At 61.2% G+C, this 24516-nt stretch carries 23 protein-coding genes and 1 riboswitch; of the genes, 2 read left to right on the top strand and 21 right to left on the bottom strand.

The window, feature by feature from the left end; all coding sequences use genetic code 11:
• Window positions 1-3: 3 nt before the first annotated feature.
• From QUE41_RS19260 to zapE, 21 genes are all read right to left on the bottom strand, one after another.
• Entirely contained in the window at window positions 4-918 is a 915-nt protein-coding gene (locus QUE41_RS19260; protein ID WP_286340578.1) for a D-alanine--D-alanine ligase, read from the bottom strand.
• A complete protein-coding gene (murC, locus tag QUE41_RS19265) occupies window positions 911-2362 on the bottom strand; it encodes a UDP-N-acetylmuramate--L-alanine ligase (protein WP_286340579.1) in 1452 nt (483 codons plus the stop codon). The genes QUE41_RS19260 and murC overlap by 8 nt, the downstream gene beginning before the upstream one ends.
• Window positions 2355-3446 carry an undecaprenyldiphospho-muramoylpentapeptide beta-N-acetylglucosaminyltransferase gene (gene murG, locus QUE41_RS19270; RefSeq protein ID WP_286340580.1) on the bottom strand — a complete coding sequence of 364 codons (1092 nt, stop codon included), beginning with the start codon at window positions 3444-3446 and terminating at the stop codon, window positions 2355-2357. Before murG ends, murC begins: the two co-directional genes overlap by 8 nt.
• On the bottom strand, window positions 3433-4611 hold the full coding sequence (gene ftsW, locus QUE41_RS19275) for a cell division protein FtsW (RefSeq protein WP_286340581.1): 1179 nt from the start codon (window positions 4609-4611) through the stop codon (window positions 3433-3435). The genes murG and ftsW overlap by 14 nt, the downstream gene beginning before the upstream one ends.
• A complete protein-coding gene (gene murD, locus QUE41_RS19280; protein ID WP_286342980.1) occupies window positions 4612-5904 on the bottom strand; it encodes a UDP-N-acetylmuramoyl-L-alanine--D-glutamate ligase in 1293 nt (430 codons plus the stop codon).
• A gap of 8 nt (window positions 5905-5912) precedes the next feature.
• Entirely contained in the window at window positions 5913-6995 is a 1083-nt protein-coding gene (gene mraY, locus QUE41_RS19285; RefSeq protein ID WP_286340582.1) for a phospho-N-acetylmuramoyl-pentapeptide-transferase, read from the bottom strand.
• Window positions 6996-8360, bottom strand: coding sequence for a UDP-N-acetylmuramoyl-tripeptide--D-alanyl-D-alanine ligase (locus tag QUE41_RS19290; RefSeq protein WP_286340583.1), 1365 nt, complete (start codon window positions 8358-8360; stop codon window positions 6996-6998).
• Window positions 8353-9822, bottom strand: coding sequence for a UDP-N-acetylmuramoyl-L-alanyl-D-glutamate--2,6-diaminopimelate ligase (gene murE / locus QUE41_RS19295; protein ID WP_286340584.1), 1470 nt, complete (start codon window positions 9820-9822; stop codon window positions 8353-8355). The genes QUE41_RS19290 and murE overlap by 8 nt, the downstream gene beginning before the upstream one ends.
• Window positions 9809-11620, bottom strand: coding sequence for a penicillin-binding transpeptidase domain-containing protein (locus tag QUE41_RS19300; RefSeq protein WP_286340585.1), 1812 nt, complete (start codon window positions 11618-11620; stop codon window positions 9809-9811). Before QUE41_RS19300 ends, murE begins: the two co-directional genes overlap by 14 nt.
• A complete protein-coding gene (gene ftsL / locus QUE41_RS19305; RefSeq protein WP_286340586.1) occupies window positions 11617-11931 on the bottom strand; it encodes a cell division protein FtsL in 315 nt (104 codons plus the stop codon). The genes QUE41_RS19300 and ftsL overlap by 4 nt, the downstream gene beginning before the upstream one ends.
• Before the next feature lie 2 nt (window positions 11932-11933).
• A complete protein-coding gene (rsmH, locus tag QUE41_RS19310; protein WP_286340587.1) occupies window positions 11934-12884 on the bottom strand; it encodes a 16S rRNA (cytosine(1402)-N(4))-methyltransferase RsmH in 951 nt (316 codons plus the stop codon).
• On the bottom strand, window positions 12884-13342 hold the full coding sequence (mraZ, locus tag QUE41_RS19315) for a division/cell wall cluster transcriptional repressor MraZ (RefSeq protein ID WP_286340588.1): 459 nt from the start codon (window positions 13340-13342) through the stop codon (window positions 12884-12886). Before mraZ ends, rsmH begins: the two co-directional genes overlap by 1 nt.
• Window positions 13343-13710: 368 nt before the next feature.
• Complete coding sequence (locus QUE41_RS19320) at window positions 13711-15732, bottom strand: hypothetical protein (protein WP_286340589.1); 2022 nt, start codon at window positions 15730-15732, stop codon at window positions 13711-13713.
• Window positions 15733-15814: 82 nt separating this feature from the next.
• A riboswitch (cyclic di-GMP riboswitch) is annotated at window positions 15815-15895 on the bottom strand.
• A gap of 467 nt (window positions 15896-16362) precedes the next feature.
• Entirely contained in the window at window positions 16363-16800 is a 438-nt protein-coding gene (locus QUE41_RS19325; protein ID WP_286340590.1) for a ClpXP protease specificity-enhancing factor, read from the bottom strand.
• The gene (sspA, locus tag QUE41_RS19330; RefSeq protein WP_286340591.1) at window positions 16793-17422 is read right to left on the bottom strand and encodes a stringent starvation protein SspA; all 630 of its coding nucleotides are present in this window, start codon (window positions 17420-17422) and stop codon (window positions 16793-16795) included. The genes QUE41_RS19325 and sspA overlap by 8 nt, the downstream gene beginning before the upstream one ends.
• Before the next feature lie 92 nt (window positions 17423-17514).
• Window positions 17515-18210 carry a cytochrome c1 gene (locus tag QUE41_RS19335; RefSeq protein WP_286340592.1) on the bottom strand — a complete coding sequence of 232 codons (696 nt, stop codon included), beginning with the start codon at window positions 18208-18210 and terminating at the stop codon, window positions 17515-17517.
• Window positions 18210-19421 carry a cytochrome b gene (locus tag QUE41_RS19340; RefSeq protein ID WP_417345003.1) on the bottom strand — a complete coding sequence of 404 codons (1212 nt, stop codon included), beginning with the start codon at window positions 19419-19421 and terminating at the stop codon, window positions 18210-18212. Before QUE41_RS19340 ends, QUE41_RS19335 begins: the two co-directional genes overlap by 1 nt.
• A gap of 2 nt (window positions 19422-19423) precedes the next feature.
• Window positions 19424-20014: a ubiquinol-cytochrome c reductase iron-sulfur subunit gene (gene petA / locus QUE41_RS19345; protein ID WP_286340593.1), complete on the bottom strand. Its 591-nt coding sequence runs from the start codon at window positions 20012-20014 to the stop codon at window positions 19424-19426.
• Between the two features lie 284 nt (window positions 20015-20298).
• Complete coding sequence (gene rpsI / locus QUE41_RS19350) at window positions 20299-20691, bottom strand: 30S ribosomal protein S9 (RefSeq protein ID WP_028107756.1); 393 nt, start codon at window positions 20689-20691, stop codon at window positions 20299-20301.
• 16 nt (window positions 20692-20707) lie between these two features.
• Entirely contained in the window at window positions 20708-21136 is a 429-nt protein-coding gene (rplM, locus tag QUE41_RS19355; protein WP_136850633.1) for a 50S ribosomal protein L13, read from the bottom strand.
• A gap of 238 nt (window positions 21137-21374) precedes the next feature.
• Window positions 21375-22484, bottom strand: coding sequence for a cell division protein ZapE (gene zapE, locus QUE41_RS19360; protein ID WP_286340594.1), 1110 nt, complete (start codon window positions 22482-22484; stop codon window positions 21375-21377).
• A gap of 139 nt (window positions 22485-22623) precedes the next feature.
• On the opposite strand from zapE, the gene QUE41_RS19365 reads away from it, so the two are divergent.
• On the top strand, window positions 22624-23013 hold the full coding sequence (locus QUE41_RS19365; protein ID WP_286340595.1) for a Z-ring associated ZapG family protein: 390 nt from the start codon (window positions 22624-22626) through the stop codon (window positions 23011-23013).
• A gap of 76 nt (window positions 23014-23089) precedes the next feature.
• Window positions 23090-24451: a Do family serine endopeptidase gene (locus QUE41_RS19370; RefSeq protein ID WP_286340596.1), complete on the top strand. Its 1362-nt coding sequence runs from the start codon at window positions 23090-23092 to the stop codon at window positions 24449-24451.
• Window positions 24452-24516: the final 65 nt, after the last annotated feature.

A 24516-nucleotide genomic window follows, 5' to 3' on the forward strand; every position in this document is an offset into this window, starting at 1 on the left:
CGGTTACTCCGCCGTTTGCGCCAGGATGGCGGTCACCAGTTGCTGGAAATCCAGCCCCACCGCCTTGGCCGCCTTGGGCACCAGGCTGGTTTCGGTCATGCCAGGAACCGTGTTCACCTCCAGCAGCTGCCAGCGGCCATCTTTGGTGCGCATCACATCGACGCGACCCCAGCCACTGGCGCCCACGGCCCGAAACGCCCTTAATGCCAGGTCCCTGAGCTCCTGCTCCTCGGATTCCGGCAGGTGACAGGGGCAGAGGTAACGGGTTTGTGTCGACTGATACTTGGCCTGATAGTCGTAAAAGGCGTTGTCGGTCTGCATCTCGATGGCAGGCAGGGCACGCTCGCCCAGGATGGAGACGGTGTACTCGGGACCGTCGATCCACTGCTCCACCAATACCTCGTCGTCATACTCGTGGGCGGCGGCAACCGCCTGGGCCAGCTGCTCGCCGGACTCGGCGATGGCCATGCCGATGGAGGAGCCCTCATTGGCGGGCTTCACCATCACCTTGCCCCCCAGTCGGGACAGCATCTGGGACGCGGTCTCAGGCTTGAACTGACCGGCCACCGCCACTTCGAAGGCGGCGGTGGGCAGCCCCTGGCCGGCCCACAGGCTCTTGGTCCGCACCTTGTCCATGGCCAGGGCGCAGCCCAGCACGCCACTGCCGGTGTAGGGCAGATTCATGTGCTCCAGCGCCCCTTGCAGGGTGCCATCTTCGCCACCACGGCCATGCAATACGATGAAAGCGCGATCAAATTCGTTCAGCTCTGCCAGGGGGCGTTCCGCCGGGTCGAAGGGGTAAGCGTCCACCCCGGCCTTCAGCAGGCCCGCCAGCACCGCATTGCCGGATTTGAGGGAGATCTCCCGCTCGGCACTGCTGCCACCAAACATCACGGCGACTTTGCCAAACTCAGTCATGCTGTTCCCCTTTCATCTTCTCCACCGACAGCGCCATGGCGCCCAGTTTTCTGGCCAGGGCGCCGATGTTGCCAGCCCCCTGAGTCAACACCACGTCCCCGTCCTGCAGCACCTCCGCCAGCATCGCCGGCAGGGCTTCGGGCCCGGGCACATAGATGGGGTCCACCTTGCCACGCCCACGGATGGTGCGGGCCAGGGCCCGGCTGTCGGCACCGGCGATGGCCTCCTCACCGGCGGCGTACACCTCCAGCAACAGCAACTGATCGACCTGAGCCAGCACCTGAGCGAAATCGTCATAGAGATCCCGGGTGCGGCTGTAGCGGTGGGGCTGATAGGCCATCACCAGGCGGCGCTCAGGCCAGGCCGCACGAGCGGCCTTGATGGTGGCGGCCACCTCACTGGGGTGATGACCATAGTCATCCACCAACAGCGCCTTGCCGCGGCCGGTATCGAACTCGCCATACTGCTGGAAACGCCGGCCAATCCCCTCGAAGCTGGCCAGGGCGGCGACGATGGCATCGTCTGGGATCCCGGCATCCGTGGCCACGGCGATGGCCGCCAGGGCGTTAAGGGCGTTGTGGCGCCCGGGCAGGGCCAGGGTCACCTTGAGATCCGCCTTGCCGGCGCGCTGAACCAGGAACTCGGAGTGAGTGCCACTCTGGCTGAAGTCGGTGCCGCGCACGTCCACCCCAGCCTCAAAGCCGTAGGTCACCAGGTGGCGGCCGATTCTGGGCAGCAGCTCCTGCACCCCGGGGTCGTCGGCACAGACCACGGCCAGTCCATAGAACGGCAGGTTGTGCAGGAACTCCACGAAGGTGTCGTGCAGCTTGCTGACGTCACCCCCATAGGTGTCCATATGATCCGGCTCCACATTGGTTACCACGGAGACCATGGGCTGCAGATGCAGGAAGCTGGCGTCGGACTCGTCCGCTTCGGCGATCAGGAATTTGCCGGAGCCCAGTCGGGCATTGGTGCCGGCGCTGTTGAGCAAGCCACCGATGACAAAGGTCGGGTCCAGCTGGGCCTGGGCAAAGATGCTGGCGATCAGGCTGGTGGTGGTGGTTTTACCGTGGGTGCCGGCGATGGCGATGCCGTGGCGAAAACGCATCAGCTCCGCCAGCATCTGCGCCCGCTGTACCACAGGGATGCGGCCGGCTCTGGCCGCCGCCACCTCGGGATTATCCTGCTTGATGGCGGTGGAGACCACCACCACGTCCTTCTCCTCCACCCACCGGGCATCGTGGCCGATGTGGATGGTGGCGCCCAGCGCCTTGAGGCGCTCGGTGACCGCGTTGTCGGCGATGTCACTGCCACTGATGGCATAGCCTTCATTGACCAGCACCTCGGCGATGCCACCCATGCCGGCACCACCGATGCCAACGAAGTGGATCCCTTTCACCCGTCTCATGGCGGGCAGGCCGTTTGCCGTCGTTCTGTTACTCATTGTTGCCTCCGGCAGCCTGGATACACTCCTCGGCCACCAACTGGGTGGCTTGGGGTACCGCCACCTGGGTTGCCGCCCTTGCCATGGCGGTCAACCGTTCTGAATCTTCTGCCAGCTCGGTGAGCAGGGCCGCCAGACCCTCTGGGGTCAGGCTGGATTGGGGCTGCAGCCTGGCCGCCCCAGCCGCCACCAGGGCTTCGCTGTTTTTGGTCTGGTGATCGTCCACCGCATGGGGGAAGGGCACCAGGATGGCGGGACGGCCGCAGGCCGCCAGCTCCGCCACGGTCAGGGCGCCGGCTCGGCAGATCACCAGATCCGCCCAGGTGTAGGCCGCCGCCATATCGTCAATAAACTCGGACACCTGCACGCCGACTGCCGGAGCCAGAGTTTGCCAGGCCTCCCGGGTCACCGCTTCATTGCCACGGCCCACCTGATGCCAGACGGTGAGACTGGTGCCTGGGCCCAGCAATTGAGCCGCCTGGGGCAGGGTCTCATTCAGCACCCGGGCCCCCAGGCTGCCGCCGACGATCAGCACCTTGAGCTGGTCGCCTGGCACCACAGGATGCTCCTTGCCCACCGCCAGCAGCTCCTCACGCACCGGGTTACCCACCCGCTGAGCCTCTTTCCCGGGGAACACCCCATCGAAGGCACACAGGATCCGCTTGGCGAAACGGGCCAGAATGCGGTTGGTGGCACCGGCCACGGCATTTTGTTCATGGAGCACCACAGGGGTGCCCCGAAGCCAGGCGGCGATGCCTCCGGGTCCGGCGGCATAACCGCCCATGCCCAGCACCACATCCGGCTTGCGCTGACGCTGGATGCGCCAGGACTGGTACACCGCCTTGAGGATCTGCAGGGGCGCCTTGAGCTTGCGCAGTACGCCGTTGCCACGCACGCCCTGGATGTCGATAAAATCGATCTCAAAACCATGCTGAGGCACCACCCGGGCCTCCATCCGGTCGGAGGTGCCGAGCCAGCTCACCTGCCAGCCCTGCTCCTGCAGGCGGCGAGCCACCGCCAGGGCGGGGAAGACATGGCCGCCGGTGCCACCGGCCATCACCATCAGTCGCTTAGGCGCCGTCATTGCTCTCCCCCTTGGCGTCTCGCTGTGCCAGACGCCGCTCGTAGTCGATGCGCAGCAATACTACGGCTGCGCCCGTTGTTACCCATAAACTGCTTCCACCATAACTGACCATGGGCAGCGTCAACCCCTTGGTGGGCAACAAACCCACGCTGGCGCCGACGTTTACCGCGGTCTGAAAACTGAACCAGATGCCGATGCCGTAGGCCAGGTAGCCCGAAAACGCCTGGTTGGCCTGCAGGGCCAGATTGCCGATGCGCAAGGCCCGCAATGCCAGCATCAGCACCAGCACCAGTACACAGGTGACGCCGACAAAGCCCAGCTCTTCACCCAGTACCGCAAAAATAAAGTCCGTGTGGGCCTCGGGCAGGTACTCCAGCTTCTGGATGCTGTTGCCCAGCCCCTGCCCCAGCCAGTCACCCCGACCGTAGGCCATCAACGACTGTGTCAGCTGATAACCGGCGCCGAAGGGATCCTCCCAGGGATCCCAGAAGCTGGTCACCCGCTTCATCCGATAGGGTGCCGACACGATCAGCAACACCACCATGGCCACCCCCAAGAGCATCAGGGCGAAGAAGTCTCGCAACTTGGCCCCGGCCAGGAACAGCATCCCCATCACGGTGACAAACATCACCACTGTGGTCCCCAGGTCCGGCTGCATCAGCAGCAACACGGCGTACATCCCCAGGGCGACGAAGGGCTTGAGGAAGCCTTTGATCTCCTCCCGTACCTCCTGATGACGTCGCACCAGGTACCCGGCCAGGTAGAGGAACAGGGTGAACTTGGCCACCTCCGCCACCTGCAGGTTGAACGGCCCCAGGGGGATCCAGCGGGTGGCGCCATTGACGCTGCGGCCACCGATGAGCACCGCCACCAGCAACACCAGGCCGACGAACATCAGCGGCGTGCTGTATTTCTGCCAGAAGGCGATGGGGATCCTCACCCCAACCGCCACAATCACCCCGGCCATGGCCAGGAAGAACAGGTGGCGCTTCACAAAGTGGAAGGGATCGCCGGTGAGGTTCTCCGCCTCCGCCAGGGATGCCGAGGTCACCATCACCAAACCGACACAGGCCAGCACCATCATCAGCAACAGCAGCAGCCGGTCATACAGCAATGGCTGTGACGGCGACTCCCTGAGATCCAATGACAGTTGACCCACTCCCATCTACAACGCCTCCACCGCGTGGCGGAACGCGTCACCGCGCACCATGTAGTTGGCGAACATATCCAGGCTGGCGCACGCTGGCGAGAGCAGCACCATGTCCCCGGGCCGGGTCTTGCCGGCCAGCAGCTGAACCGCCTCTTCGAGAGAGTCACAGCGCAGCGCGTCCGGCTTCATCGCGGCGATGACGTCGCCATCCTGCCCCAGGGTCACCAGGTAGGTCACCTGGGTGTCCAGCCAGGGCGCCAGGGGCGAGAAGTCCGCCCCCTTGCCGACACCGCCGGCGATCAGGTGCAGCCGGCCGGAGAAATCCGCCAGCCCCTGCAGCGCCGCCAGGGTGGCCCCCACGTTGGTGGCCTTGGAATCGTTGATGTAGTGGACCCCGTCTTTCACCGCCACGGTCTCGCAGCGGTGAGGCAGGCCACCGAACTGCTTCAGCGCGGTCACCATGGCCTCATAGGGCAAGGCCAGCGCCTCGGCCATGGCGATGGCCGCCAGGGCATTGGCCTGGTTGTGGCGGCCGACCAGGGCCATCTCGGTCACCGGCAGCACGGCGTGGCCTTTGGCCATCAGTTGCCCGTCATCCAGGCAATAGTCGCCTGTCTCCAGACCAAAGGTCAGCGCATCTTGCCGACCGCTGCGGGTTTCCGGGTCATCGGCATTCTCCAGCACCAGTTCGGCACCGGCGTAGATGGTGGCCTTGGTGTCCCGGTAGTGGTCGAAGTCGCGGTATCTGTCCAGATGGTCATCGCTGACGTTCAGCACGGTGGCGATGCGTGGTCTTAAACTGGTGGTGGTCTCCAGCTGGAAACTGGAGAGCTCCAGAACGTAACAGTCGTGGCCCTGTCCCAGCAGGTCCAGGGCCGGGGTGCCGATGTTGCCCCCGACCCCAATGCTGCGACCGGCGGCACTGGCCATCTCACCCACCAGGGTGGTCACCGTGGACTTGCCGTTGGAGCCGGTAATGGCCACCACGGGCGCGTCTGCCTCCCGGGCAAAGAGTTCGATATCGCCTATCGCCTCTGTCCCGGCGGCGATGGCCTGGGCAATGGCAGGGTGTGCCAGGGGAATCCCCGGAGAGACCACCAGAGTCTTGGCCTGTCGCAGGGCCTGGGGGTCGAACTCTCCGGTATACAGGGGCACACCGGGGAACTCCCTGGCCAGGGTGTCGGCCCCGGGAGGATTCTCCCGGCTGTCCCACACCGCCAGGGTGTCACCGCGTCGATGCAGATGGCGCACACAGGAGAGACCGGTGATACCCAGTCCCAGAATCAGCCATTGCACCGGCGCAGTCATTTGTTTCATCAGCGCACCTTCAGGGTCGCCAGACCCAGCAGAACCAGACACAGGGAGATGATCCAGAAGCGCACGATCACCCGGGGCTCGGGCCAGCCCTTAAGCTCGTAGTGATGGTGGATGGGGGCCATCTTGAAGATCCGCTTGCGACGCATCTTGAAGGAGCCCACCTGCAGGATCACCGACAAGGTCTCGATGACGAAGATGCCGCCCATGATCACCAGCAGGATCTCCTGACGGGTCAGCACCGCAATGGCGCCCAGGGCGGCGCCCAGAGCCAGGGAGCCGACATCGCCCATAAACACCTGGGCCGGATAGGTGTTGAACCACAGGAAGCCCAGTCCGGCGCCCACCATGGCGGTACAGACGATCACCAGTTCGCCCACCCCGGGCAGGTAGGGGATGTGCAGGTAGCGGGAGAATTCGGCGTGGCCGGACAGATACGCCACCAGGGCAAAGGCCGCCGCCACCATCACGGTGGGCACAATGGCCAGGCCGTCCAGGCCATCGGTCAGGTTCACCGCGTTGGAGCTGCCCACGATGGTGAAATAGACCAGCAGCACAAAGAGTCCGCCCAGTTGGGGCATCACATCTTTGAAGAAGGGCAGCACCAGCATGGTCTCGTCCGGGCTGCGGGCACTCCACAGCAGGTAGGCAGCCACCACCAGGGCGATGGCGGACTGCCAGAAATACTTCCAGCGGGCGATCAGGCCCTTGGGGTCCTTGCGGATCACCTTGCGGTAGTCATCGACGAAGCCGATGGCGCCGAAGGAGCCCAGGACAAACAGCATCACCAGCACGTAGCGGTTGGTCAGCTCACCCCACAGCAGCACACTGACAAAGATGCCACCGAGGATCATGATGCCCCCCATGGTGGGCGTGCCGCGCTTGCTGAAGTGGGACTCGGGACCGTCGTCCCGGACCACCTGGCCAATCTGCATGTTTTGCAGGTAGCGAATCAGGTGTGGCCCGGCGAACAGGCAGAACACCAGGGCGGTCAACAATCCGAGAATGGAGCGGAACGTCAGATAGGAAAAGACGTTAAACCCGCTATTAAACTGGGCCAGGTATTCGGCCAGGTAAACCAGCATCTACTTCTGTTCTCCATAGTGATCCGACAGCGCTTCGATCACCCGCTCCATGGCGGCGCTTCGGGATCCCTTCACCAATAGGGTTATGGGCCGGTCGCTCTCCTTCACCAGCGCCTTGACGGCAGCCACCAGGGCGGGCTGATCCGTAAAGTGGCGTCCCCTGGGATGGGACGCGGAAATCGAGCGGCTTAATGTACCCACTGTCAGCACGTGGTCAATCTCTTTTTTCACCCCATGGGCACCGACCTCGGCATGCAGCTGCTCGGCGTTTTCACCGAGCTCTCCCATATCGCCGAAAATCAGCACTTTAAGAGAAGCCGTCTGTGCCAGCACATCGATGGCAGCCTTACCGGACGCCACACTGGCGTTGTAACTGTCGTCGATCACCGTCAGGCCGCTGGCCAGGGTCACCGGACGCATCCGCCCCTTGACCGGTTCAACGCTCTGCAGGCCCCGGACTATGGTGTCCAGCTCAAGACCGGCGGCGGTCGCCAGAGACGCCGCCGCCAGGGCGTTGTCCACCTGATGACGTCCCACCAGAGGCAGGGTCACTGTCCGGGCACCGTCGATCCTGTGCAGGGTGAAGCGATAACAACCGTTGTCGAGCGCCTCCAGATCCTCCGCATAGAGATCGGCAAAGGTGTGGCTGGAGAAGGTCAGAATGGGTCTGGGCCCCAGGGTCGCTTTTATAAAGTCGGCTTTATGGTCGTCGAGATTAACTACGGCAACGCCATCGTCGGTCAGATGTTCGAAGATCTCGCTCTTGGCCCGGGCCACCCCCTCGATGGAACCGAAGCCTTCCAGGTGGGCGGCCTGAACATTGTTGATCATCGCCACGTTGGGTTTGACCAGGGAGGAGGTGTAACGGATCTCGCCGGGGTGATTGGCCCCCAGTTCGAAGACACCGAATTGGTGCTGAGGTTCCAGCCGGAGCAGAGTCAGGGGCACACCCAGATCGTTGTTGAAGTTGCCTTTGGTGGCCAGGGTGGCCCCCTGGCAGCCGAAGATGGCCGCCGCCATCTCCTTCACCGAGGTCTTGCCCACGGAGCCGGTGATGGCGACGCGATAAGGGTTGAGTTTGCGGCTCAGCCAGGCACCCAACTGACCCAGGGCCAGACGGGTGTCCGCCACCACCACCTGTGGCAGATTTGACGGCTGGGGCTCGCTCACCAGGGCAGCGGCGGCGGTTTCGGCCACCTGACTCAGGTAGTGATGGCCATCGAAGTGTTCTCCCTTGAGGGCCACAAACACGCCGCCCGCCTGCGGACGGCGGCTGTCGGTAAACAGGCTGGAGACCATCCGGTCCTCGCCCACCAGCTCACCGGAGAGGATCTCCGCCATCCGACTCAGGGTCAGCTCAATCATCCTTGGCCTCCATCAACTGTTGCACCCAGCGACGTTCGTCATAGTCCAGCCGCTCGGTGCCGATAATCTGGTAATCCTCATGGCCCTTGCCGGCCACCAGAATCATGTCGTTCTCGTCGGCTTCGGTCAGCGCCAGGGCCACCGCCCGGGCTCGATCGGTCTCGACGCGGCAGGGAATACGTCCGGTCAGTCCCTGACGCATCTGGCCGATGATGTGATCCACCGATTCGGTGCGGGGGTTGTCGGCGGTGAGCACCAGCTCGTCGGCCACCGCTTCCGCTTCCATGGCCATCAGCGGACGCTTGCCAGCGTCGCGGTCGCCGCCGCAACCAAAGACGCACCAGAGGCGGCCACGACAGTGACGCCTCAACGCCTTGAGCGCCTGGCCCAGGGCATCCGGTGTGTGGGCATAGTCGACCACCACCGCCACCTTACCGGTCGCGGTGAACGCTTCCATCCGGCCCAGGGCCGGCTTCAGCAGACCGGCCGCCTCAATCAGCGGCTTAAGCGGCACACCGCGCACCAACAGCGCCCCCAGTGCCGCCAGCAGGTTGGCCAGGTTAAAGGCACCGATCAGCGGCGAGTTCAGCTCGAAGCTGCCCCAACTGGAGTCCAGCTGCGCCTTTACCCCACCTGGGTGGTAGTCGGCAGACTGCACCGAGAGGAACTGTCCCCGGCAGGTGGCCCCATCCAGGCTGTAGCCCACCGAAGGCTTGTCTGCGGGCCAGCGCCGGTGCCACTGGGCCCCATACTGGTCATCCAGGTTGAACACTCCGGCGCCCAGCTGAGGCAGGTCAAACAGCCGGGCCTTGGCCTCGGCATAGCCGTTCATGTCGCCGTGATAGTCCAGGTGATCCCGGCTGAGGTTGGTGAACACCCCCACCGCAAAGGGCAGACCGTCCACCCGGTGCTGACTCAATCCATGGCTGCTCACCTCCAGGGCGATGGCCCGGGCCCCTTGCCCGGCCTGCTCCGCCAATGAGCGGGCCACGGTAATGGCGTCGGAGGTGGTGTTGGCTGAGGGCTCCAGGGCCCCCCACAGGCCGTTGCCCACGGTGCCCATCACCCCGGCCTTCTCCCCCATCAGGTGGTGGAGCTGAGCCAGCAGCTGGGTCACCGTGGTCTTGCCATTGGTGCCGGTCACCCCATAGAGCACGGGCTTTGCCGCCTGTGGATAGGCGCGCAGGGCGATGCCACTGAGCTGGCTGGCCAGCTTGGGCAGGCCGATGCGCAGCACTGGCTGGGTGGCGAGGACGCCGGCGCGCTCCGCCTCCTCCAGCACCGCCACGGCCCCCTTGGCCACGGCGGCGTCGATGTATTTGCGGCCATCCACCAGATGGCCGGGTATGGCCACAAAGCAGTCACCGGGGACCACCTTGCGGCTGTCCAGGGTCAGACCCTGAACCTCTGTCTGTGTGTCGAGCGTCATCCAGGGCGCCAACAGATCATCAAGAGCGATCATTTGCGCCTCCTCGGCGGGCCACCAGATTACCGGCCCGCTCCTTATCACTTACGGGTGCCACGTTGAGCATCTGCAGGGCACCGGACATCACCTTGGCAAACACCGGGGCCGCCACCGTCCCCCCGTAGTAATCCTCCCCCTTGGGGTCGTTGATCACCACGGAGATCGCCAGCCTGGGCCGCTCGGCAGGCGCCAATCCGGCAAAGAAGGTGACGAAGTCATCGCCATAGCCACCGGCAATGGCCTTGCGGGAGGTGCCGGTCTTACCGGCCACGGTATAGCCATCGATGTGGGCCCGCTTGGCGGTGCCTTCCGGGCCGGTAATGCCGGAGAGCATGGACACCACCTCTTCGGCGGCCCACTCGGGAATCACCTGCTCCGCCGGCGGCATCTGGTCCGGCTTCACCTTAAGGATCGATACCGGGTTCTTGCGGCCACCATTGCCGAGGATGGCGTACATCCTGGCCACCTGCAGGGGGGTGGCACTCAGGCCATAGCCGAAGGAGAGGGTGGCCCGTTCAAAGTCGGACCAACGATGGCGGCGGGAGAGCACGCCGGTGGACTCGCCGGGCAGGTTGATCCCCGAATACTCGCCGATGCCGAATCCGGCATAGCTGTCCAACAGGGTCTCGATGTCCATCCGCAGGGCCAGGTTGGAGGTGCCCATGTTGGAGGACTTGAGCAGCACATGGGCGATGTCCAGTTTGCCGAAGTTACGGGTATCCCGCACCATGCTGCCGCCGATGCGGCGGTAGCCCGGACTGGTGTTGATCACCTCGGCGGGCTCGGTCACTCCCTCGGCCAGGGCCGTAGCCACCACCAGGGGTTTCACCGTGGAGCCGGGCTCGAAGGTGTCGGTCACCGCCCGGTTGCGCATGGCAAAACTCTGCATCCCCGCCCTCTGGTTGGGGTTGTAGCTCGGGGTGTTGACCATGGCCAACACCTCGCTGGTGGCCACATCCAGAATGACGATGGAGCCGGAGCTGGCCATATGGTATTCGGTGGCCTTCTTCAGCTCCTCATAAGCCAGAGACTGCAAGCGCATGTCGATGCTGAGCTTGAGATCATTGGGGTTCTCCCCCTCCTCAATCACCGACAGGTTCTCCACCACCTTACCGTCCCGGGACTTGCGCACCCGGCGCTTGCTGGCCGAGCCGGTGAGCCAGTCGTCGTACTGGCGTTCCAGCCCCTCCAGGCCCTTGTCGTCGATGTTGGTGATCCCCACCAGCTGGGCGGTGATCTCTCCCGCCGGATAGTAGCGGCGAGACTCCGGTTTGAGGCCGATGCCGGCGATCTTCAGCTCCCGCACGTAACGGGCCAGGGCCGGGGTCACCTGACGTTTGAGATAGACGAAGCGACGTTTGGGGTTGGCCTTGAGGCGGGCCGCCAGCGTGTCGGCGTCTTCCCCCACCACCTCGGCCAGGGCCTGCCAGCGGCGGCTATCGGCGAAACTGTTCTTCTGGTTGAGCACCTTGGGGTCGGCCCAGATCGCCTCGGCGGGCACACTGACCGCCAGCATCTCGCCGTTGCGGTCGGTGACCAGGCCGCGCTGGACCTCCCGGGTCTGGGTTCGCAGGGAGCGCATGTCCCCTTCGTAGATCAGCCGGTCCGGCGAGATCACCTGGATGTAGGCGGCCCGGCCAACGATGGCCAGGAATACGGCGCACAGGGCAAACACCACGAAGCGGTAGCGGTACTGGAACAGGGTGGGATGCAGGTTCTGCTTGGCCCCGGACTTGGCCGGTGCCTTGGCACTGCGTCGCTTCAATGGGCGCTTCTTGCGCGTTGCTGGTTTCATGGCAGCCTCACCACAACCTCTTGTCCCGGAGCGGGACGTCCCATACCCAACTGCTTCTCCGCCATCCGCCCTACCCGGCTGTGCTCGGTCAGGGTCTGCTCCTCGAGGAGCAGGTGGCGCCACTCAATATCCAGCTCATCCCTGTGTTGCAACTGCTGGTTCAATGCGTTGGTCATCGCCCGGGCTTCATAGGCGGTCCATACCACGGCCAGGGCACTGCCCAGGACGAACACGCCCAGAAGCAGTACCGGCCACTGGCGGCGCAGATCCGCCAGGATGGCGGAACCGAGACCGGCATCGCCCAGGATCATCTTCAGCCCAGCCTTTCCGCCACCCGCAGAACCGAGCTGCGGGAACGGGTATTGTCATCCACTTCCAGATCGCTTGGCTTGAGTGCCTTGCCGACGGTCTTCATGGTGCGGGTCTGGTTGATCTGGTCCTCGGTCAGAGGCAGACCGGGAGGCAGGGGCTCACCCTGGCTCTGCCGGCGCATAAAGCGTTTCACCATGCGGTCTTCCAGTGAGTGGAAGCTGATCACCGACAGCCGGCCTTCGGGCGCCAGCGCCAGCAGGGAACCGGCCAGGGCCCGCTCAATCTCCTCGAGCTCGCTGTTGATGTAGATGCGAATCGCCTGGAAGGTGCGGGTGGCCGGATGCTTGCCCTTCTCCAGCTTGTGTTTCGGAGTGATGGACTCGATCAGCCCCGCCAGGTCCCGGGTGCGGGTCAGGGGCTTGCCCTCCTCCAGATGGGCCTTGATGGCGCGGGAGATGGGACCGGCGTACTTGTCCTCACCGAAGGTGCGAATCACCCAGGCGATGTCCTTGGCATCCGCCCGCTCCAGCCACTGAGCCGCGGTCTCGCCCTGGCTGTTGTCCATGCGCATATCCAGCGGACCGTCCCGCAGGAAGCTGAAGCCGCGCTCGGCGTCATCCAGCTGAGGAGAAGACACCCCCAGATCCAGCAGGACGCCATCCACCTTGCCTTCGAGTCCGCGCTCTTTCAGGTAGTCTGCCAGGCCGGAGAAGGGACCGTGAATGATGCGGAACCTGGAATCGGTCCGCTCCAGCTCCTCGGCCACCGCCACCGCCTGAGGGTCGCGGTCGATGCCGTACAGGCGACCATCGGGCCCCAGGCGAGACAAGATCTCCCGGCTGTGACCACCACGGCCGAAGGTACCGTCGACATAGATGCCGTCCGGTTTGATGTTCAATCCATCCACCGCCTCTTTGAGCAGCACGGTGACATGACTAAAAGTTTCCGCCATCAGAGGGCAAATTCCTGTAAACGTTGATTATCGATAAAGGCTTCCGCTTCCACTGCGGCATGGGAGGCTTCAATCTGGTTCTGCCAGTTCTCTTCCGACCAGATCTCAAACTTGTTCAGTTGGCCCACCAGCATCAGCTGCTTCTCCAGAGAGGCGAATTGACGCAGGGGAGGCGGTATCAGTACCCTTCCCATGCGGTCTATCTCCACGTCGCTGGCATAACCGAGCAGCAACCGTTTTACGGCCCGCTCACTGGGCTGGGTATCCGACAGGCGCGCCAGTTTCTGCTCCACTTCGCTCCAGGCTTGGAGGGGGTACAGCAACAGGCAGGGGGAGTGAATGTCTACGGTAACCACCAAGGGACCGGCGTCTTCCGCACACAACAACGGCCGGTATCGCTTTGGTATGGCGATCCGGCCTTTGGCATCAAGTGCGATGCTGCTGGCGCCTCTGAACACTGGCTACTCCATCCCTGTTAAATTTCAGTCGGACAAGGTTTTCCCACAAATAACCACTTTTTCCCACAAGCTACCAAGTTTATGGACACAAAGCGAGGATTGTCAAGGAAGCCAGATGAAGGCTAAAGCCTGTATTTTCGGGGCTTTACGCTTAGTTTTTAGAGAGTTATCCGGGAATTAATCGCAGGTGGGAATGATGGATAAATCCCACTTGGCAGGAAAGAGTCACGGGGCCCGACCAGGGACCCCGTGATGTATATCGGCTTTGTGCCGGTCAGTCTGATGACCCCTAGCAGGCGAGCCCCCCCGAACAGCCTTGCGGTCGAGTCCAGTTCACTCATCGGAGCTGGCCTGCGGGTCATCCCCTGTTACTGGGCCTGAGCCTGCCAGTAGAGGGAGTTGGCCGCCCCCAGATAGGCACGATACCAGCTCAGATCTCCGTAGTGGCGCAGGATGTGGTCGGCCACCAGACCCACGCGGGGATCCCATCCCTGCAGCTCAATCCAGTCGTAGCCGATGGCCATCTGGTCCCAGGTGGAGCTGACTCCGGTGCCATCCACGCCGAAGCTGGCCATGGCCGGTGCCAGGAATACGCGCTCGACCAGGGCATTGGCCATACAGGTCAGAGGCTCATCGTTATCCAGCAGGCCCTCCTGGCGGGCCACCACCATGAAGCCAACATCCAGGTGGGCATGGTTGAAGTCCTCCATCTTGCCGCCACCGTTGGCCAGGAACTGGTAGTCCCAGTTACACAGGTTGTCGCTCTCCATCCTCAGGTTGTCCATGTAGAAACCGAGGATCTCCCTGGCTTTCTGACCCAGGTCGCTGTTGCCCTGTCCCCACTTGTCCAGGTAGATCATCGCCGTACCCAGAGTCATGTCGTGGTTGAACGGCAGCGGGTTGGAGAACAGACCACCGTCGCCATAGTCCTCGTTCTTGTAGTTCACATAGAAGTAGGACCCCTGAATGGCACCGTTCTTGGTGGTGCTGAACGAGCTGTCGTGGGCACGCACGATTCGCTCGGCCCGGCCGATGTAGTAATCCGCCCGCTCCATGTACTGGGTGAGGTTCTCACTCTTGATGTGATCCACCAGCCGCAGGATGCTGTTGAGGATCATACCGTCGGTCAGCGCCTCATTTCGCCAGGCACCGTTATAGGGACGACGCCAGCCAGGTACCGGCAGACCCGGGGTATTCAGGTACAGCTTGGGTGCCAGTCCCTCATAGGGCTCGTTATGGATATTCAACTCACCACGCTCTACCCGCTTCTCATCGGTGTAGTTGAACATGTGGTCAGCCAGCTCCACGGCATAATCCAGGTACTTGGTGTCACCATAGGTCTCAGCCATACGCACATAGGCACGCATCCAGTAATGACCCTGCCAGGCAAACTTCTTCTCGTCATTGCCATTGGTGGTCCCGATCAGCGGACGCTGGTTTGGATAGCTCTTGTCAAACTCAGCATCCCAGTCCGCCTGACTGGCCACATGGGGCACAGGCGCCGACACGTTGGAGGTGATCGCCTGCCAGTCGCCACTGCCCAGTCCGTGCAACAGGTGAGTGCCCTCGGCGCCGTCGCCGGAGGCCACCACACCCTGGTCCTGATCGAAGGTCAGGGTGCGGGTCTTCTCCGCGTTGTCCAGATCCACCAGTGCCAGGGCCTGAAGTCCCCCTGAGGAGTAGCTGTCGTTCAGACGGTAGATCCAGCGGTAGGTGGCGGCATCCGCGTCCACCGCACCGTCGTTGATGCTGGCCTGGCTCTCGCCATCGGACGCGCTGAGCTTACCGTTATCCACGGTGATCTCCACATAGCGGGTACGGTTGAACTCGAACGGACCGGTGAGCGACACGGTGTTGCCGTTCCAGCGACCTTCGACGCTGTTGTGACTGAAGGAGAGGTAGTCTCCGTCGTCAGCGGACACCAGTACGGTGCTGGCTCCCGGGTCACTGTTCACGTCGTCCAGCCAGGCCACCAAACGGAACTCGCCGTCGGCTTGCCAGTCGGCAATCTCGCCATAGGCATTCTGACCGTTGAAGTAGACTGCGTCCCCCTGCAGCACCGGGGCCACCTCTGGGTCCGGTTCAGGCTCAGGATCCGGGTCCGGCTCGGGATCCGGGTCCGGCTCAGGATCCGGCTCTGGCTCAGGATCCGGGTCCGGCTCGGGATCCGGGTCGGGCTCAGGATCCGGGTCCGGCTCTGGGTCTGGATCCGGGTCCGGCTCAGGATCCGGGTCAGGAATCACCGGCGGTGGCTCAGGGTCCGGATTTGGATTGCTGCTGTCCCCACCTGAACCGCCACAGGCGCTCAGGGTAAAAGTAAGAAGTGCTGCCCCAAACAAGCTCTTCAACGGTACGATGCCGTTGTTAATCTGTTCTTGTTGCCGATTCAAGTCTGATTTCTCCAACTGTCGGCAGATAAGAGACGTGCGCAGGCAGGGACTTCAACCCGGGAAGGAAGACCATTGCCAGACATGAGGTAGTCCCGCTGTCTTGCCACTGACGGTAAGACCGGTGACTTTGCGCCTCCCACCAGGGGAGTTGCCTTTATCTGCTGTCTGATTATTGAGTGTTGAACAGGCGCGGCCCCCAGGGGATGCGCCGACATAACTGGGGAACAGAATACTGATCGACCACTTTCTGGACAAACCACTCAAAATGGCCAAGTTGACTTGAAAAGAGGCCCATTCCTGAGTGATTTATGACCTTGTTTAACGACACTTTAGTATCGTGTTAACCAAGGACTTCATCAAGAAATTGCCGAAGAATCAGGGTAAGTCTCTGGGATGCGGTATCTTTCTTCCACCGACTCTGGCGAGAACATGGAAGTCGTCGCTTGCTGGAAAACTTTAGCCCACGAAGTCCATTTTGCGATCCAGATCACACAAATGAGATCGGTTACAATTCGTCCAACTTGAAGCACGGAGTTATCCCGAAGCTTTGCTCCAGATTACCGAACAAAGTTCAGGGAACTTTCCAGAAAAAGCGCAAAAAAAAAACGCGGCCATCGCCGCGTTTCTTGTCTATTTGATCACCCTTAAGCTGGGGCGTCCCTTTGCCGGGGCCTCCGGCTTGGGTTCTGCCTCTGTGGGCGATGGCTCAGGCAGGGGAGCGTCATCCCCTTCGAGCACCTGCTCGTACGCCTCTTCCGGCGGGAACAGAGTCCCAGCGCCGTTCTCACGGGCATAGATCGCCTCGATGGCGTACAGGGGCACAACCAGCGCCTGTGGCTGTCCGCCAAATCGGGCGTTAAACCTGACTTCGTCGATACCCAGCTGCAGATTGCCCACAGCATGGGGCGCCACATTCAATACGATCTGACCATCATTCACATACTGACGGGGCACGACTACACCGGGAAGATCCGCATTGACCGCCAGGTGGGGGGTCAGACCGTTGTCCACCAGCCAGTCATACATCGCCCGCAACAGGTAGGGGCGTTGAGGGCTCAGCTCAGACACCGATGCGCAGCTCACGCTCGGCTTCGGTCAGGGAAGCCTTGAAGGACTCACGCTCAAACACGCGGGTCATGTAGGCTTTCACCTCGTTGCTGCCGCGACCGCTCACTTCGATACCCAGCTGAGGCAAACGCCAGAACAGGGCCGCCAGGTAACAGTCGACCAGGGTGAACTCCTCACTCATGAAGTAGGGAGTCTCGGCAAACACGGGCGCCAGACCCAGGATGCTTTCGGTCAGCTCTTTACGGGCCGCTTCCGCGCGGTCACCACGCATGATGCGCTCGGCCAGGGCATACCAATCTTTCTGGATGCGGTACATCATCAGACGGCTCTGGCCACGGGATACAGGGTATACCGGCATAAGCGGTGGATGAGGGAAACGCTCGTCCAGGTACTCCATGATGATGCGGGAGTTATACAGTACAAGCTCGCGGTCCAGCAGGGTCGGTACGCTGTTGTAGGGGTTCAACTCCACCAGCTCATCCGGCAGATGGTTGGGGTCAACCTGAATCACCTCGACACCCACGCCCTTCTCAGCCAACACGATGCGCACTTGGTGGCTGTACAGATCACTAGCACCGGAAAACAGTGCCATTACAGAGCGCTTATTGGCAGCAACAGCCATCGAATCCTCCAAACTCTTTCAGAAACGGTAAAACAGTTGGGGGCGAGACCGCCCCCAACTGCGCAAGAGGTAGATTGTAACCTTATTGGCGTTTAGTGTACATCTCGCCAGTATTCCTTCTTCAACAGGTAAGCGATGATAAAGAAGATAAACAGGAAACCCAGTACCCATTTGCCGAGACGTTCACGCTCCAGCTTCACCGGCTCACCGGTGTAGGCCAGGAAGTTGGTGATGTCACGAACATACTGATCGTACTCCTCGGCAGTCAGAGAACCGCCGGTCGCCACTATGGTGCCATCTTCCTGCAGCACCGGAGTGCCTTGCAGCCCCTCCAGCACATGAGGCATGCCCACGGCAGGGAACACCAGGTTGTTGACGCCGAATGGACGGCTCTCATCCACATAGAAGGTCTTCAGATAGGAGTAGATCCAGTCCGGGCTCTTCAGACGGGCTTCCAGAGTCAGATCCGGTGGCGCCGCACCAAACCACTGGGCACCGTCATCAGTGCTCAGGGCCGTGGTGATCTGCTCACCCACCTTGGCATCGGTGTGAATCAGGGCGCTGACCTCATCTTCGGTCATCTCCAGATCGTCGGCGATGCGCTGATAGCGCTGGTACTGCAGGCTGTGACAGCCGGCGCAGTTGTCCATAAACGCCTGGGCGCCACGCTTGAGAGAGTCCTTATCGGTCAGGTCGATGTTGGCGCTGACCACGTGTTCATTGTTGCCACCGGCGGCGTATGCCAGGGCCGGCAGGCAAGCGATCAATACTGCGAATACCTTTTTCATTAGCCTGTCACCCTCTCTGGAACCGGTTTGCACTTTTCGTTCTTGCTGTAGACAAACAGCAATACGAAGAAGCCGAAGTAGCCCAGGGTACAGACTCGGGCCAGCAGGGTCAGGGCAGGAGTGGCCTGAACTGCGCCCAGGTAACCCAGGATGATGAAACACACCACGAATTGGGCCAGGTTCAGCTTGTGCAGACCGCTGCGGTAGCGGATGGACTTCACCTTGCAGCGATCCAGCCAGGGCAGTACGAAGAGGACGCCGATGGCCGCACCCATGCCGACCACACCCAGCAACTTGTCTGGAATGGCACGCAGGATGGCGTAGAAGGGGGTGAAGTACCACACCGGAGCGATGTGCTCAGGGGTCTTCAGCGGGTTGGCCGCTTCGAAGTTAGGACGTTCCAGGAAGTAGCCGCCGCCTTCAGGCATGAAGAACAGCACGTAGCAGAACAGAATCAGGAAGCCCGCCACGCCCATGATGTCCTTCACGGTGTAGTAGGGGTGGAAGGGGATTGCATCCACAGGCCAGCCGTCCGGGCCCTTGTTCTTCTTCACTTCGATGCCATCAGGGTTGTTGGAACCCACTTCGTGCAGGGCGATGATGTGCAGGAACACCAGCACCACCAGCACCAGAGGCAGGGCAATCACGTGCAGGGCGAAGAAACGGTTCAGGGTGGCGCCGGACACCACGTAGTCACCACGGATCCACAGGGTCAGGTCATCGCCAATCACCGGAATGGCACCGAACAGGGAGATGATCACCTGGGCACCCCAGTAGGACATCTGGCCCCAGGGCAGCAGGTAGCCCATAAAGGCTTCGGCCATCAGGATCAGGAAGATCAGCATGCCGAAAATCCACAGCAGTTCACGCGGCTTCTGGTAGGAGCCGTACATCATGCCGCGGAACATATGCAGATACACCACCACGAAGAAGGCGGACGCACCGGTGGAGTGCATGTAGCGCAGCAGCCAACCGTACTCCACATCACGCATGATGTACTCCACAGAGGCGAAGGCGCCTTCTGCGGTGGGCACGTAGTTCATGGTCAGCCACACACCGGTGAGCAGCTGGTTTACCAGTACCAGCATCGCCAGAGAGCCGAAGTAGTACCAGAAGTTGAAGTTTTTGGGAGCGGGATACTGGCCAACATGCTTGTTGTAGGTGGCCGTCATCGGGATCCGCTCGTCGATCCAGTCAATGATCTTTTTCATAATCAGGCCGTCCCCTTCTCAATACCGACCAGGATGGTGTTCTCATCCACATAGGTGTGAGGCGGAATCACCAGGTTCAGCGGGGCAGGTACGCCCTGGAACACCCGGCCAGCCATGTCGAACTTGGAGCCGTGACAGGGACAGAAAAATCCGGAAGCAACGCCTTCGACCTGCTGGCCAAAGGTGTCGGGTTGATAGGTTGGGGAGCACCCGAGGTGGGTACACAGGCCTACGGCCACAAAGTACTCATCTTTGATGGAACGGAAGGCGTTCTGGGCATACTCGGGCTGTTGAGGTTCAACAGACTCCGGGTCACGCAGCTGGTCAGCCAGCTTGGTCAGGCCATCCAGTACCTCCGGGGTACGACGTACGATCCATACCGGCTTGCCGCGCCACTCGACACGCAGAAGCTGGCCTGGTTCCAATTTACTGATGTTGACTTCTACTGGAGCGCCGGCGGCTTTCGCCTTGGCACTCGGGTTCCATGATTTGATAAATGGAACCGCAACAGCAGCGGCGCCGACACTGCCCACTACGGCTGTAGCAGCGGTCAGGAATCTGCGACGTCCATTATCGACAGGCGCATTGCTCATCCACTAAATCTCCCATTAGGGTCTGCTTATTTTTTAGTCTTTCCGAGCAGGGAGTCACCCCAAAGTGGTCTTTTGGTACCGCTAAAGCTCGGTCGCGCGCCCATTATATAGAAAAATTAGAGATAGATCATACTTTCCGTGGGGATATTGTTCTGAATAACAATAATTTGGAAACATGAATACGAGATAACTTTACAAAACAGCAGATTGCGCCTTGTTTTGTGAGGTGCATAAAAAAACCCGCTGCCAGGCAGCGGGTTTTCCAGTCCGAAGTTCCGGGCGAATTAACGCTTGGAGAACTGAGGACGACGACGTGCTTTGCGCAGACCAACTTTCTTACGCTCAACCTCACGGGCGTCACGAGTAACGAAGCCAGCTTTACGCAGAACAGGACGCAGAGTCTCATCGTACTCCATCAGGGCACGGGTGATACCGTGACGGATAGCACCGGCTTGGCCAGTGGTACCGCCGCCCTGAACGGTGACGTAGATGTCCAGCTTCTCCAGCATTTCAACCAGCTCGAGAGGCTGACGAACTACCATACGAGCAGTCTCACGACCGAAGTAGGTGTCCAGAGTACGCTTGTTAACAGTGATGTTACCACTGCCAGCTTTGATGAATACGCGAGCGGTAGAGCTCTTGCGGCGGCCAGTGCCGTAGTATTGAGTTTGTGCCATTGCCAAAATCTCCGTATTAGATGTCTAGTACTTGAGGCTGTTGAGCAGCGTGTGCGTGCTCGGCGCCGGCGTACACTTTCAGCTTACGGAACATGGCGCGGCCCAGAGGACCCTTCGGCAGCATGCCCTTAACCGCTTTCTCGATGATCATCTCAGGCTTGCGAGCCTGCAGATCAGCGAAGTTGATCTCTTTGATACCGCCAGGGTAACCAGAGTGGCTGTAGTACATCTTGTCCTGAGACTTGTTACCGGTAACGGTAACTTTCTCAGCGTTGATGATTACGATGTAGTCACCAGTGTCAACGTGAGGGGTGTACTCAGGCTTGTGCTTGCCGCGCAGGCGACGAGCAACTTCAGTGGCCAGACGACCCAGAGTTTTGCCATCGGCATCGATGACGAACCAGTCACGCTGAACGCTTTCTGGTTTTGCAGTAAAGGTTTTCATCTAACTAATAACCCAAATTAGCTGTTACACATCAGTACAATGTCGGGGCCGACACTGTACGCTATGTTGGTTTCTTCCGTGCCCCTTCGAACACGTCGCAAACCGAGTGTCTGGTTGAATAATCAACCATTCGTAACGTGGGCAGGGCGCGAATTATAGAGTAAGGCGAGCCAAAAATCACCCGTTTTTTGCAGGAAAACGGTGGTTTTGGCCCAGCTTCAGCGTCGGCGGGCCAAAATCATGGTAAGTGAGGGCGGGCCAGGTAGTCGTGACTCTGCATCTCCTGCAGCCGGCTCAGGCAGCGGCGGAACTCAAACTCCAGGCCTCCACCGGCGTAGATCCGCTCCAGAGGCACCTCGCTGGAGATGATCAGCTTGACCCCTCGTTCATAGAACTCATCCACCAGGGCCAGGAAACGGCGGGCGATGTCGTCCCCGGTCTGTTGGGCCCCCATGGCGGTGAGGCCACTCATCAATACGGTGTGATAGCAGCGGGCCAGCTCCATGTAGTCCACCTGGCTTCTGGGGCCATCACACAGGGCGAGGAAATCCGCCAGCAACACCCCATCCGCTTCCCGGCGTACGGGGATGAAGCGCCCCTCCACCTCAATGGTGCCTCCGACCCGTCCCTCCTCCGGGGCCAGTTGTTCGAAGTAACAGTGCAGATTGGTGTCCGCCTGCTCATCCAGGGGGTGGTGGAAGATCTCCGCCTGTTCCAGGGCCCTCAGGCGATAGTCGATGCCATGATCCACATTGACCACCTGACAGTGGGTCTCAATAAGATCGATGGCGGGCAGGAAACGGGCACGCTGCAAACCGTTGCGGTAGAGCTCTGCCGGGGGAATGTTGGAGGTGGCCACCAGCACCACCCCCCGCTCAAACAGGGCCCTTAGCAGCCCCGCCAACAGCATGGCATCGGTGATGTCCGACACAAAAAATTCATCGAAGCAGATCACCTCCGCTTCGGCGGCCAGGGCATCGGCCACCGCCTCCAGGGGATTGGCCTGGCCCTTAAGCCTGTCCAGCTCCCGGTGCACCCGGTGCATGAAGCGGTGAAAATGGATGCGCAGTTTGCGCTCGATGGGCAGGACCTCGTAGAAGGTGTCCACCAGATAGGTCTTGCCCCGGCCTACTCCACCCCAGAAGTAGAGGCCCTGAACCTGGGTCGGCGCATCCCCCTTGCCAAACAGCCGGGACAGCAGCCCGGGCCTGGGGGCCTGTTGACGTTGAATCAGCTTCTCATACAGAGACTGAAGATGTTCAACCGCCTGCCTCTGGGCAGGATCTTCATGGAAATCTGGGCGTTGCAGATCCGCCTGATAACGCTCTAGGGGGGTCGCCTGCGGCACGTCCTTGGCCCTCTCAACTGGTCTAAGCTTTGGGTCCGCATGGTACCACGGAGGGCGCAGCCGATGTATAGTTGTTCTATAACAAGTACAATGCCCTCAAGTATTCAGACCCGAGCGCAGGGGTCGCCATGGAGTAGATATGAACGAAGTTTGGATTGTGTTGGCCTTTATCCTCGGAGCCGGGGTGGGCTATCTGATTCGCTGGAAGAGCGGCGGCAGTGCGGAGGAAGCCCCGCAACTGAAGCAGTCTCTGGAGCAGGCCAAGTTTGACCTGGAGCAGCAGCGTCAGGAGATGGCGGACTACTTTGAGCAGTCTCATGCCACCCTGTTGCAGCTGAGCCAGAATCTGGATAAGGCCAATAAACTGTGGAACGACTCTGCGTCACACCTGTTTAACGAGCAACTCTCCACCGCCCAACTGCCCCTGCATGAGCCGGAGCCAGTGGTGATAGACAGTGAAGAGTTCCAGCCCAACGACTATGTTCAGGGCTCTCACGGAATCATTACACCCCGTAAAAAAGTAAGTTAACAAGCGGAACTAAAACGGCGGCAGGCTGTCCGAAAGCAAGTAGACAAATTTGCTGATATACGGAGAGTTTTTATAGATGAAAAAGTCTGTCGCTGTTTTGACCGCCGCTTTATTATCTGCCGGTCTTTCTCTGTTTCCGGCCACTAGCCAGGCGGCGTTGCCCATGGTGGTGGACGGGCAGCAGTTGCCCAGCCTGGCTCCGATGATTGAGCAGGTGGGCCCCGCCGTTGTGTCGGTTTCCGTATCAGGAACCCAGGTCTCCCGTCAGGAGATTCCCGAGCCCTTCCGTTACTTCTTTGGTCCCAACGCTCCCCGCGAGCGGGTTCAGGAGCGCCCCTTCCGCGGCCTGGGCTCAGGTGTGATCATCGACGCGGACGATGGCTACATCGTCACCAACCACCACGTGATTGATGGTGCAGACAAGATTCTCATCAGCCTGGCCGACGGCCGGGAGTTTGAAGCCAAGCTGATCGGCTCCGATCAGAGCAGTGACGTGGCCCTGCTTCAGGTGGAAGCCGATGATCTGACCGAAGTGAAGCTGGCCAAGTCCGACGAACTGCGCGTGGGCGATTTCGCCGTGGCCATCGGTAACCCCTTTGGTCTGGGCCAGACCGTCACCTCCGGCATCGTCAGCGCCCTGGGGCGCAGCGGCCTCAACATCGAAAGCCTGGAGAACTTCATCCAGACCGACGCCGCCATCAACAGCGGTAACTCAGGCGGCGCCCTGGTAAACCTCAATGGTGAGCTGATTGGCATCAACACCGCCATCCTGGCCCCCAGCGGCGGCAACGTCGGCATTGGCTTTGCCATCCCCTCCGACATGGTGAAGGGACTGGCTGAACAGATCATCGAATTCGGCGAAGTGCGCCGCGGCGTCCTCGGTGTTCTGGGTCGCGAACTGGACAACGAAACCGCCAAGCTGTTTGGCCTGGAATCTCAACACGGTGCCTTCGTCAGCCAGGTTGTGCCCGATTCCGCCGCCGACAAGGCGGGCCTGAAGGCCGGCGACATCATCGTCTCCGTCAACGGTCGCAAGATCCGCACCTTCGCCGAATTGCGTGCCAAGGTGGCCACCATGGGCGCCGGCTCCAAGGTGAAGATCGGTGTCATCCGCGACGGCGATAAGGAGAACTTCAACGTCACCCTGAGCGAAGCGGAGGGGGAGAACGTCAAGGCCAGTGTGGTGCACCCTGCGCTGGAGGGCGCCAAGCTCTCCACCTACAGTCAGGATGGCATTCAGGGTGTGGCCATTACCGAACTGGAGGAGCGCTCTCCGGCGGCCCGTCAGGGATTGCGCAAGGGTGACATCATCCTGGGCATCAACCGTGAGCGGGTGCAGAGCCTCAAGGAGCTGCGTGGCCTGCTGGAGGATTATGAAGGCGCCCTGGCCCTGAACATCCGCCGGGATGACGCCAACATGTACCTGATCATCCGCTAAGGATGGAATCAGCAAAACGCCGCGGCCTGTCCGCGGCGTTTTTTATCCAGTTTCGGCGATATGAT

The sequence above is a fragment of the Ferrimonas sp. YFM genome (assembly GCF_030296015.1).
GTDB lineage: Bacteria > Pseudomonadota > Gammaproteobacteria > Enterobacterales > Shewanellaceae > Ferrimonas.